This window comes from Mesorhizobium sp., from assembly GCF_041661565.1.
Taxonomy (GTDB): Bacteria; Pseudomonadota; Alphaproteobacteria; order Rhizobiales; family Rhizobiaceae; genus Mesorhizobium.
This window is the reverse complement of the sequence record NZ_JBAZUD010000011.1, coordinates 46086-58093: the sequence shown is the minus strand read 5'-3', so window position 1 is coordinate 58093 and position 12008 is coordinate 46086. Positions and strand designations below refer to the sequence as shown.

The 12008-nt window shown below is 63.1% G+C and carries 8 protein-coding genes and 3 pseudogenes; 5 read left to right on the top strand and 6 right to left on the bottom strand.

Annotation, left to right across the window (positions count from 1 at the left end; all coding sequences use genetic code 11):
* The 6 genes and pseudogenes from WC739_RS03865 to WC739_RS03840 all read right to left on the bottom strand — a co-directional run.
* A partial coding sequence (locus WC739_RS03865) for a TRAP transporter permease (protein WP_372951693.1) occupies positions 1 to 1417 on the bottom strand: 1417 nt, incomplete at its 3' end.
* An 86-nt stretch (positions 1418 to 1503) separates the two neighbouring features.
* Positions 1504 to 2493, bottom strand: coding sequence for a TAXI family TRAP transporter solute-binding subunit (locus WC739_RS03860; RefSeq protein ID WP_372951692.1), 990 nt, complete (start codon positions 2491 to 2493; stop codon positions 1504 to 1506).
* Positions 2494 to 2809: 316 nt separating this feature from the next.
* Positions 2810 to 3599, bottom strand: a pseudogene (locus WC739_RS03855) (enolase C-terminal domain-like protein); the annotation flags it as partial.
* Positions 3600 to 3661: 62 nt separating this feature from the next.
* Entirely contained in the window at positions 3662 to 4744 is a 1083-nt protein-coding gene (locus WC739_RS03850) for an L-idonate 5-dehydrogenase (RefSeq protein ID WP_372951691.1), read from the bottom strand.
* 22 nt (positions 4745 to 4766) lie between these two features.
* A pseudogene (locus WC739_RS03845) lies at positions 4767 to 5444 on the bottom strand (SDR family oxidoreductase).
* Between the two features lie 129 nt (positions 5445 to 5573).
* Entirely contained in the window at positions 5574 to 6281 is a 708-nt protein-coding gene (locus WC739_RS03840) for a FadR/GntR family transcriptional regulator (RefSeq protein ID WP_372951696.1), read from the bottom strand.
* 177 nt (positions 6282 to 6458) lie between these two features.
* Between WC739_RS03840 and WC739_RS03835 the strand changes: the two genes are divergently transcribed.
* The 5 genes and pseudogenes from WC739_RS03835 (at position 6459) to WC739_RS03815 (ending at position 12006) form a co-directional block, all read left to right on the top strand.
* Positions 6459 to 7406 carry an ABC transporter permease gene (locus WC739_RS03835; RefSeq protein ID WP_372951690.1) on the top strand — a complete coding sequence of 316 codons (948 nt, stop codon included), beginning with the start codon at positions 6459 to 6461 and terminating at the stop codon, positions 7404 to 7406.
* Positions 7407 to 7427: 21 nt separating this feature from the next.
* Positions 7428 to 8507: an ABC transporter substrate-binding protein gene (locus WC739_RS03830; protein WP_372951689.1), complete on the top strand. Its 1080-nt coding sequence runs from the start codon at positions 7428 to 7430 to the stop codon at positions 8505 to 8507.
* Between the two features lie 65 nt (positions 8508 to 8572).
* Positions 8573 to 9094 (top strand): annotated as a pseudogene (locus WC739_RS03825) (ATP-binding cassette domain-containing protein); the annotation flags it as partial.
* Positions 9095 to 9301: 207 nt separating this feature from the next.
* A complete protein-coding gene (locus WC739_RS03820) occupies positions 9302 to 11119 on the top strand; it encodes an ATP-binding cassette domain-containing protein (RefSeq protein ID WP_372951695.1) in 1818 nt (605 codons plus the stop codon).
* Positions 11116 to 12006 (top strand): SMP-30/gluconolactonase/LRE family protein, encoded by an 891-nt coding sequence (locus tag WC739_RS03815; RefSeq protein WP_372951688.1) that lies wholly within the window; start codon positions 11116 to 11118, stop codon positions 12004 to 12006. Before WC739_RS03820 ends, WC739_RS03815 begins: the two co-directional genes overlap by 4 nt.
* Positions 12007 to 12008 lie beyond the last annotated feature (2 nt).

The following is a 12008-nucleotide window of genomic DNA, read 5'->3' as shown; positions in this document are numbered from 1 at the left end:
GTCCAGCCGTCGATGTGACGATGTAGGACAGCTTGAAGCCCACTCCGGTCAGGGTGACGACGCCCACGACGATGCCGACGGTTGCGGCGGCGGCTCCAACGGCGAGCGCATATTTGGCGCCGTCGCGCAGGCACATCACGATATCGGCGACCGACATGCGCCGGCGTGGATTGAGCAGGCCGACGAGAATACACAAGGTGATGCCCCAGAAGGCAGCCATGTAGGGCGTGTAGCCCGAGAGCAGCACGCCGATGAGGACGACGAGCGGGATGATCGTCGGCCAGTCCCGCTTCAGCGCCTCGACGACGTCGGGCATCTCGTCCGGCCTGAGTCCCCTGAGCCCGGTTCGCTTAGCCTCGAAATGCACCTGCATGAACACGCCGAAGAAGTGCATGAAGGCGGGCACGATGGCGGCCAGGATGATGGTCGTGTAGGGCAGTTCGAGAAATTCGATCATCAGGAAGGCCGCTGCGCCCATGATCGGCGGCGTCACCTGACCGCCGGTCGAGGACGCCGCTTCCACCGCTGCGGCGAAATGTTTCTTGTAGCCGAGCTTGATCATGGCCGGGATGGTCAGCGAGCCGACAGTGACGGTGTTGGCGACCGACGAGCCGGAGATCATCCCGAACAGCGCCGAGCCGAAGATCGACACCTTGGCGGGACCGCCGGCGTAGCGGCCGGCGACCCACGCCGCGCAGTCGAGGAAGAGCTGACCGAGGCCAATGCGGGTGGCGAAGACGCCGAACAACACGAAGTGGAAGACGTAGGTGGCAACGACGCCAAGCGCGATGCCGTAGATGCCCTGCGTTGTCAGATAAAGGTGATCGACGAGCTGGGAGACGGACGCGCCGGGGTGCACAAGAATGCTCGGCATATACCGTCCCAACAGCGCGTAGGCCATGAAGACGACGGCGATGATAGGCAGCGGGATGCCGACGGAGCGGCGCGTCGCTTCCAGCAGAAGCAGGATGAGGATAAGGCCGAACACCACGTCGAGCGCCGTGGGATTGCCGACGCGGAAGGCAAGGTCGTCGAGCGGGATCATAGGCACGTGCATGACGACGACAACGGCAGCGATCGCCAGCAGCCAGTCGAAAAAGGGTATGCCGAGCGGCCGCAGCAGGCTGGGCTGCGCGGGCTGGTCGTAGCTTTTCTTGACCAGCGGGAAGACGAGAAAGATCAGCGCCAGCACCATCGACAGATGGATGCCGCGGTGCAGCATTTCCTGCAGCAGCCCGAAGCCGGCGGTGTAGTAATGAAACAGGGACAGCGCCACCAGGAGGAAGCCGACCAGCCAGCCCGCGACACGGGTCAGTGGCCGGAAGCGGATTTCGGAGTCGAATTTCTCCTCCAGTTCGCGAGCGTTCTCCTCGTCGAACTCCATTGCGGAAAGCTTGATCTTCTCGTCGTCGCTCATGGCCGGTTCCGTGTCCTGAATTTCCAGACAAAAGAGGCGGAAAGCATGCCTTCCGCCTCGTTGTTGTCAGCCGGTCCAAGTGCCTCCTATTTCAGGGCGCCGACTTCCTTGTAGAATTTCTCCGCGCCGGGATGAAATGGAATGCCGGCGCTGGTGACCGCGTTCTGCAGCGTGATCAGCTTGCCCTTGGCGTGGCCTGCCTGCAGCGCCTTCTGGGTTTCTTCGCTGTAAAGCGACTTGACGATCTTGTAGACGAGGTCGTCGGTCTGCTTGGCGCTGGTCACCCATTGCGCGGCGACGGAAATGGTCTTGGTTTCGCCGACATTTTTGTAGGTGCCTTCCGGCACGGTGTCGGTGGAGAAGAACTTCTGCTCGGACAGAAGCTTGTCTGCTTCGGGGCCGGTGATCGGCACCAGCGTGATGTTGTTGGTGGTGGCAAGCTCAACAATGGCGCCGGTCGGATAGCCGCCGACGAAGAAATAGGCGTCCATGGCGCCATCCTGCAGCCGCTCTCCGGCCGGGCCAGGCTTGAGGTATTCGGGATGCACGTCCTTTTCAGTCAGACCGTAAGCGCTAAGCACAAGTCGCGCATCGACGATGGTGCCCGAGCCCGGCTCGTCAAGGGAGACGCGCTTGCCCTTGAGATCCGCCACCGACTTGATGCCGGCGTCGGCACGCGCGACCAAATGGATCGTCTCGGGATAGAGCGTCGCGATGAGGCGCAGGTCGTCAACCTTGGGCTTGCCCTCATAGAGGCCAGTGCCCGAATACGCCCAGTAGGCAACGTCGGATTGCGTGAAGCCCGATTCGGACGCTCCCGACTGGATGGCGCTGATATTGGCTACCGAACCGTTGGAGGACGTGGCGCTGGCGACCAAGCCTTCGACGCCGGCCGGCCCCGTTGCCGAGATGGCGTTGGCGATCAGGCCGCCCACCGGATAGTAGGTGCCGGACGTTCCGCCCGTGCCGATGCGGAAAAATGCCTGCTGCGCGCGTGCCGGCGAAAATCCGGCCGCAGCCAGCGCCAGAGCGCTCGCGCCTATGGAAAAGGTGCGGCGGTTGATCGAAATAGTCATGCTACCTCCCAGTCTAAAGACCGGCAGGATGTTGCAGCAGCCAAGGTGTTGTCAACCTGCACGCGCTCTTTGAGAGTGGATCGGTCCTCGCGGGCTGTGGCTATCGGCTGTTGCTGGCCATGGCGTATCCTAAGTGCAAATAGGGAAGAAGCACCAAAATTCGATCTGAGGCTTCATCATTGGTTGAACAGCAGTCATCCGCATCCTTTCGCGATTGCAGGCATCGGCGCATGGCCGCTTTGGGGCGTGGAGGCTCGTAAGGGCGCTCCCACATTTGCAACCAGCTCGCCATTCACCCGGAGATGGGTTGTTGTCCGAAAGTCTCAGTCGGCGCGGCAAGCTCGGCAAGCGCAGAGGTCGAATTCATGCCGATAGGGTCCTCGTACCAGGTCGGTTGAAAGGCTTCGAGTTCGCGTGCGATACGCTTGATGCTGGGCAGATGCCACAGGCAATGGAACTCGACCATGATCTGCATCTGGTCGCCGACGCGCTTGCGGATTTTCTCGAACGGCGAAAGGGCTGTGCGAAGCTGGCCTGCCGTGATCAATCGCCCATCGTTGTCCACGGCGGCGGGGTCGCAGGGCCATATCTTCATAGCTGTGATGCCGCTCTCCAGCAGATTTTCGGCCAATGCGCCGGCGTCAGTCATGAAGGAGACGAGGTCTTCGTAAGGACCGTCGGACGCTCCCATGTTCCAGGTGTCGACCGGTTTGATGCGGTTCGAACGCACATAGCCGTAGCCCGCACAGCTGTTGTAGACGGGGATGCGCGTATGGCAGGCGCCGCCCGGCATTTGGTGGACAGGAAGGTTGCAGACCGTGCCGAATATGTCCCACAGGGCCAGATCGATCGCGCAAGCAGCCCTGTATTCCGCTGCCGGTGGAGGATTGCGCCAGCGGCAGGTTCACCAGTTCCCGCGACAGCGCCTCGACGTGGAGGGGGTCCCGGCCAAGCAGGCGACTGGACAGTACTTCGTGGATATGGGCCTCCACGGCGCCAGCGCCGTAGGAGGTCTTGCCGAGCCCAATGAAGCCGGCATCGGTCTCGAGTTGAACCCAAAGCACATTGGCGAACTCTTGCAGCCTTAAGGTGCGGATCGCGGTGATCTTGGGCTTGGCGGCTCCTCGGTCGGTCTTCGCCGCACCCTGGCGGCCATGGGGTGGATGAATCACCGGTGGCCGAGCATCGTCCCGGCGCTCGGTTGTTGCTGGATGTCCTGACCAAAGCTGATCTGGACCTTTGTCGCCTTCGATTTGTCATTCGCCAGCGCAAAGGCCTCCAACACTCTGTCGAGCGGAAAAACGGCGCTGAGCAGTGGCCTTACATCGATGCGCCCGCTGTTGATGAGAGCGACGGCCTCCTCGAACTCCTTGTCGAAGCGGAAGCTGCCGCGAAGATCGATCTCGCGGGTCACGACCAGGTTAAGGGGAAGCCCGACGTCGCCTCCCAGACCAAGCTGCACCAATATGCCGCGTGGACGCAGGTGAGGGAGCGCACCGCGCAGGACCAATGCGCTTCCCGAAGCTTCGAAATGGACGTGGAATGCGCCGCTCCGCTTGGCGAACTCGGCAAGCGCCTCAGGATCTTCCGCCACATTCAGGACATGGTCGGCCCCGAGTTTGTGCGCCAGAGCAAGGGCGGAATCGTGGATGTCGGTCGCCACGATTCCGGCAGCGCCGGCATCGCGGGCGGCCATGATGGTCAGGATGCCGATCGGCCCGCAGCCGGTGACCAGCACCTGGCGCCCTTCGAGCGGCCCCGCCCGTCTGACGGCGTGCAGGCACACGGCAAGCGGCTCGGCCATTGCGGCCTCACCCAGCGACACGTCCTCGGCGACGGGAAAGACCTGATCCCGATCGACACAAAGCATTTCACGGAATCCGCCCTGGATATGCGGGAAGCGCATGGCGCTGCCCATGAAGCGCATATCGATGCAGTGGTTGCGCAGACCGGCCCGGCAATTCTCGCAATCACCACAGGGCCGGCTGGGATTGATCGCCACGCGTGTTCCCGGCGCGATGCCGGAGACGCCGGGGCCAAGGGCCGCGATGGTGCCGGCGATCTCATGGCCGAGGATCATCGGCTCGCGCAAACGGATCGAATCCGTTCCCCCGTGATTGAAGTAATGCAGGTCCGAACCGCAGATTCCGCCTGCCGCAATACGGATTTGAACCTCACCTGGCCCCGGTTCGATATTGTTAATCTCCTCGACGCGGAGATCGAGAGCAGCATGGACGACGACACCGAGCATTTTGATTCCCTGAAGTGGCCGGCTAGAGGACGGCAAGCATGCCGCCGTCGACATAGATGATCTGGCCGTTGACGCAATCCGAGGCGGGCGATGCGAGGAAGATTGCGGTTCCAACCAGATCCTTAGGCAGGCCCCATCGGTCCGAGGGCGTGCGACCCTTGACCCAGGCATCGAACTTGGGGTCGGACGTCAACGCCTTGTTCATTTCGGTATCGATGCAGCCCGGGCCGATCGCATTGGCCTGGATGCCGTGGGCCGCCCATTCGGCCGCCATCGCGCGGGTAAGCATCTTGATGCCGCCCTTCGCTGCCGTGTACGGGGCGACGCTGGCGCGCGCGACCTCACTATATTGATGATCTTGCCGCCGCCCCTTGCAACCATCCGGCGGGCGGCCTCGCGGCCCACGATGAAGGCGCTGGTGAGACTGGTCTCCAGCACCCCCCGCCAATCGGCGCTTTCCAGCTCGAGCATCGGCCGGCGAAACTGGACGCCGGCATTGTTGACCAGGATATCGATGGTGCGACCCTCGTCGTCGAGGCGTGCGGACGCGCTCCGGATCGCCTTCATCGCATACGTCAAATACACTGCAGTGAACCTGTGCTGCGCGCTCGGCGAAGCTCGCTGCCGCCTGCGCGAGCCTGTCGGCATCACGTCCGTTGAGAACAACCTCAGCGCCTGCTTCCGCCAGGCCACGGGCCATGGCCAGACCCAGTCCGCCGGACGACCCGGTCACCAGCGCGGTCTTGCCCGTCAGGTCGAAGTAGGGGATCGCACTCATTCTCAACTCGATTTCGATGCGGCGGTATCAAGGGTTGGAGCGTGCCGCGGATCAAACGACTCCGGCGGTGAGCAGGGCGCGGACGGTGAGGTCGAAATGGTCCGCCATCGCCTTCTCGGCCGCCCTCGCATCACCGCGCCGGATGGCGGCGGCGATTGTGCCATGGCCTTCGATGCTACCCATGCGCTCGGCGTCGGTTGGGCGGGCGGCCCAACCGATTGCCCAATTCTGCCGCGTGACCGAAGCAAAGGATGTGACCAGCAAGGCGAAAAGGGGGTTGCGCGACGCTCGCGCCACGGCAGCGTGGAAAGAGATGTCGAGTTCCATCACGTCGCCTGTCGTTGCAAAGCTCAGCTTCATCCCGTCTGCGAGCGCACAAATCTCGTCAGCCTCCTGGTCGGTGCGGCGCAGGGATGCGAGGGCGGCCGTCCTCAGTTCGATCGTGCGGCGCACGTCGAATATCTGCTGGACGGAAAGCTGGTTGGTATAGACGCAATGGTCGATCATACGGCCGATCGCGGAGCCGTCTGCGGGCGCCACGCGCGCGCGCCGGCCGTTGCCGACATCGATCAGCCGCAACGCGGCAAGGCTTCTGAAGGCTTCGCGGGCGACGGCGCGCGAGGCGCCTGCTTCGCCAGCGAACGCCGACTCACTGGGAAGCGGGGAACCGGGTGCAAGTGCATTGGTGCGAATGTGGTCAACCACCCTGTCCGCGACGGCGTCGACGAGCGACTGCGGCGCGTCGCCGGTTTCTATCATTTTTGTCATCGCAGTCATTCCGCTCCTTATCGCTTCAACCTATATGATAGGTCAAGCTCATTTTGCCTAAATTTTCGCCGAACCTGTTTACATCAGCGACTTGCGCGTGATACAGGGCATGCCAATTTTGCAGGAAGCATCGTGCACGACCCGATGACAACAGAGAAGTTCGCATAAATGCGCCCGGCGCTCGGCATGGTGCGGCGCTATCCGGTCTGGGTCGCGGTGATCGTGCTTTACGCCGTGGCGGGTTTCTTCTCGCCCGCCATGCTGAAACCTGAGCAGGTCCTCAACATCCTTCAGGTCACCGCCTTCCTTGGGCTGGTCGCGTCGGGTCAGACACTTGCCCTGCTCGTCGGCGGCATCGATCTTTCCGTCGCAGGCGTCGTCACCATGACCAACATCCTGGCGACCAGCATCATGATGGGCCAGAACGAGCGTATTCCGCTGGCACTGGCCTGTTGCCTGGCGCTTGGACTAGGGGTCGGCGTGATCAACGGGATTCTGATCGCGGTCCTGCGCATTGCGCCAATCATCGCCACCCTGGCCATGAACGCCATCCTGTTCGGCGCGGCCCTCGTTTACACGGGCGGCGCGCCGTACGGAACCTCCGCGCCGGCCTTCAACGTGGTTGGTCAGGGCTCGCTTTTCGGCCTTCCAGCGAGCGCTTTGTGCTGGTTGGCCATTACGCTTGCGCTCGCCTGGATCATGCGGCGCACGACGCTCGGCCGGTGGATTTATGCGGTCGGCGCCAATGAGACTGCGGCGCGGTTCATGGGTGTGCCGGCGCGCAGCGTCCTGGTCATAGCCTACGCGCTCTCAGCCATGCTGGCCGTGCTCGGCGGCCTTCTGCTCACGGCCTATATCGGCAATCCGAGCCTCGGCATCGGCAACCAGTTCCTGCTGACTTCGGTCGTCGCCGTCGTTGTCGGAGGAACTGCGCTAACGGGTGGCATTGGAAGCGTGCTCGCCACCGTCGCCGGCGCGCTGTTCGTAACCGAACTCAACAGCTTCACCAACATCGCCCAGGTATCCACGGGCACCCAATACGTCATCCAGGGCGTTCTCATCGCCCTGAGCGTGATCGTCTACCGGCTAATCGGCGCGAGTGCCGATGAACGGTGAAATCCCAGAAGGAGGAGAGCAATGACAGAATATACAATCGACCGCCGCAAGCTGCTGATGATGGGCGCAGGGGCCGCCATCGGTTCCTTGACACTCGCCCGTGGCGCCTTGGCCGACGTGATCAGCAACGCCAAGATCGAAGGCTCGGCCGACATGGCCAATGGCACGCAAAAATCTGGCAAGATGCGTATCGGCTTCTCGAACGGCTTCTCGGGCAACACCTGGCGCACGCAGAACCTTGCCTCCATGCAGACCGAGGCTGCCGCCAACAAGGACAAGTACGACCTGATCACGGTCGACGGCCAGGGTGATATCACCAAGCAGGTCAATGACATCGAGGACCTGATCGCGCAGAATGTCGATGCCCTGCTTGTCATACCCAACTCGGGCACGGCGGTTGTTCCAGCACTGAGGAAAGCAACCAGGGCCGGTATCATCACAATTCCCTTCAACCTGCCGGTCGAAGGAGACAACTGGACCGCATTCATCGGCACCGATCCGAAGAAGAAGGGCGCGACCACAGGCAAATTCCTCAATGATGCGCTGGGCGGCAAGGGCAAGATCGTCGCCCTGGGCGGCCTGCCGGGCAACTCCTACACGGCAGAGTGCTGGGCAGGTGCGCAGACTCAGTTCGGTTCCGGCATCGAGGTGCTGGCCTTCAAGGATGCGTCCTGGCAAGAAGACAAGGCCAAGGTGGTCATGGCGGACCTGATCGCAGCTTATCCGCAGATCGACGGCATCTGGTGCGATGGCGGGCAAGACGCGGCAGGGGGGCTCAAGGCGCTCATGGCGGCGAACCGTCCGCTGGTGCCCGCCACGGGTGACGACTACAATGGGCTTCTCAAGCTCTATGACGCGCAGAAGGCGGCCAATCCGAAGTTCAAGATCGGCTGCGTCTCCGAGCCGTCATGGGAAGGTGTCGTTGCCTTGCGCACAGCGATGAAGCTGCTTTCCGGCCAGGACGCCCCCAGGCGCCAGATCATCAGCCCGGTCCTCATGGATGACAGCAACTACAGCCAGTTCATCAAGAAGGATCTGCCTGACGGGGTGTTCGTCGACACGCTGCTGACTGACGATGAACTGAAGAAGCTCTTCAGCTGAGAACTGGAAGAACTGACCGGCGGGCCGCTCCAGAATGCGGCCCGTCCTTGCCTGAAAGACACCGGATGCAGCACGACACGGCCGCTGGGACGGACACCTACGCGCTAGAACTGAGGGGCATCGAAAAGAGCTTCGTCGGCGTCAAGGCGCTGAAAGGCGCTTCGTTCGCATGCCGTCCAGGCGAGGTCCATGCGTTGATGGGGGAGAACGGCGCCGGCAAGTCGACGCTCATGCGCGTCATCGCCGGCGTCTGGAAACCCGATGCGGGAACGATCCTCGTCCAGGGGCGCGAGGTGCACATCACCGGACCGCGTCATTCCCAGGGTCTTGGCATCGCGATGGTCTACCAGGACACGCGCCTTGTTCCCGATCTCGACGTAGCGCAGAACATCTGGCTGGGACGCTAACCAGGCGGTGCGATCACGGTCGATCGTGGGGCCATGGAGGAGGGCGCGCGCACTATCCTGGGTCGTCTCGGCGTGACCTTGCCGATGACTCGTCTGGTCAGGGATCTTGAGGTCGCCGAACGCCAGATCGTGGAGATCGCGCGGGCATTGACGGGCGATCCTTCTGTCTTGATCCTCGATGAGCCGACTTCGGCCCTCGACGCGGCTGAAATCGAACGGCTGTTCTCGATTGTGACCGAACTCAAGCGTCAGGGCACCGCGGTCATTTTCATTTCCCATAGGCTGCCGGAAGTCTTCGCGATCGCCGATCGTATCACCGTTCTCAAGGACGGAGAGCTCGTCGGAACGGTCGACCGCGACGCCGTGGACCATGAGCAGCTCGTGGCGATGATGGTCGGGCGCGATCTCGCCCTGGCCTATCCACCACGCGCGCAAGCGGTGGGTGCGGAGCGGCTCAAGGTCGAGGCGCTTTCGAGCCCCGGTCTTTTCAGCCATCTTTCCTTCAGTGTTGGCGCCGGAGAGATCGTCGGCTTCGGTGGCATCCAGGGTAATGGCCAAGCCGATGTCGCCCGCGCTCTTTATGGCTTGGCCCCCTGCGCCGGCTCGGTGATGTTGGACGGCAACCCGGCGCGCTTCAAATCGCCCGCGCACGCCATCAAGGCCGGCTTGGTCTATATTCCCGGCGACAGGCACCGCGAGGGCCTGTTCATGCCGCACTCCATCCGCGAGAATCTGTCTGTTCCGCATCTGGCGGAATGGGCTGGTCTCGGACGCATCCCCGCCCCCCGAGAGCGCCGGGAGACGCGCGATGCGATGTCGCGTTTCACAATCAAGGCGTCCTCTGGCGAGCAGGCTGTACGCGCGCTATCGGGCGGCAACCAGCAGAAGGTCGTGCTCGGCCGATGGACCGTCGGCAATCCCAAGGTCTATGTCTTCGAGGATCCGACCCGCGGCGTCGACGTTGCCACCAAGCTCGAGATCTACCGGCGGATCCGCGCGCTGGCCGAAACCGGCGCGGCCGTAATCCTGGTCGCCTCCGACCTTCTGGAACTGATAGGGTTGAGCGACCGCATCCTCGTCTTCTCTAAAGGCCGGATCGTCGACGAAATCGCCGGCGCCGATGCGACGGAGGAGAGGATCGTCGGCAGCGCCGTCGAGGCCGGGCAGACGCATGGCGATCCGCAGGCTGCCACGCAAATGATCGGCGACGCAACAACACCTTCGGCCCCAGCTACAACGGGCTCGGCAGCCGGTTCTGGCCTGCTTTCCCGTTACATAGGTCCGCTGTTGCTGCTGCTGCTCATAGCATTGCTGGGGCTGGCGACGACCCGCTACTCCGATTTTTTCCTGACGTCGCGCAACCTGTCCAACATTGCCGCGCAGGTGGCGCCGCTGGCTCTCGTTGCGCTTGGACAGTTCTGCGTGGTCGTGCTGGGCGGCATCGATTTGTCCGTCGGTCCCCTCATCAGTCTCGTCACGGCCATGGCCTCCTTCCTTGCCGCGACCGAAGGTGGTGCTGGAGTCGTGGCTGCCATCGGCGCTGCTCTGGCGGCCGGTGCGGCGACGGGCCTGGTCAACGCTTTCCTGATCGTGCGGTTGAAGATCCCCGACCTCGTCGCGACGCTTGCCACCTACTCGCTCGTCTTCGGCCTTGCGCTGATTGTCCGGCCCAGCCCCGGCGGGCTCGTGAGCGATGATTTCCTCGACTTCTTCGAGACCTCGCTGGGCCCGATGCCGGTCGCAGCGCTCGCGATCGTATTTTTCTATATTGCTTTCGAATACTTGATGCTGCGGGGGCGCCTGGGCCAACGCCTCTATGCCGTCGGATCGAGCAGCGAGGCAAGTCTGGCTGTGGGGATCCGGACATCCTGGATTCGCGGGGCCGCCTATGTCTTTTGCGGAATTTGCGCCGCCATGGCCGGCCTTATCGTGACCGCACGTATCGGAAGCGGCGATCCGCAGGCCGGTTCGATCTTCACGCTCGCCTCGGTGACGGCTGTCGTGGTGGGTGGCGTCTCCGTGTTCGGTGGGCGTGGCACCGCGATCGGGGTGCTGCTTGGCGCCGTGGCGGTCGGGGTGATGCAGAATGCGCTGAACCTGATGCAGGTTTCCGCCTACTACCAGTATATCTGGACCGGCGGCCTCACCCTGCTCGCGGTCGCAGGCTACTCGCTTCGACTGTCGAGGAAGAGGAAGAGGTCATGACAAGGGAGGCGTCAGCGCCGGAGGTTTTCTGCGTCGTCGACTGCGCGAACAAGCTGGGCGAGGTGCCCGTGTGGGACGTGGGCGAGCAGGCACTCTATTGGGTTGATATCGAGGGGTGCCTGCTGCAGCGCTTCCATCCGGGGTCCGGCGAAACCCGCACCTGGCGCCTGCCCGAGCGCGTCGCCTCGCTGGCGCTGCGCGTGGCGGGAGGCATCGTGCTGGCGCTCGCCTCCGGCTTCGCCTTTTTCGACCCGAAGACCGGTGCGATCGAACGGCTCGCCGCCCCCGAGGCCGACAAGCCAAGCAATCGCTTCAATGATGGGAAGTGCGATCGGCGCGGCCGCTTCTGGGCAGGGACGATGGACGATTCCCTCAAGAACCGTACGGGCGGCCTGTATCGTCTCGATCCCGATCTGTCCTGTACGACGATGGAGGAAGGTATCGGTATCTCCAACAGCCTGGCTTGGAGCCCGGATGACCGGACATTCTACTTTGCCGATACGCTGATCCGTACGATCTTCGCCTACGACTTTGACCTGGAACATGGGGCGATTGCCAATCGCCGTGTGTTCACAGATTGCACGGGTCAGCCTGGGAACCCCGACGGTTCGACGATCGACGCGCAAGGGTTTCTGTGGAATGCGCAGTGGGACGGCTGGCGGCTGGTGCGTTACGCACCCGACGGCCGCGTCGACCGCATCGTCCCATTGCCCGTCCAGAAACCAACGAGTTGCATGTTCGGCGGCCCCGATCTCTCGACGCTTTACGTCACGTCCGCCATCTGGGATCTCTCGACCGAGGCCTTGAAGCAGCAGCCTCATGCCGGCGGCATTCTTGCTCTCGATGTCGGCGTGCGCGGCCTGCCCGAGCCGCGCTTCGCGGGCTAACG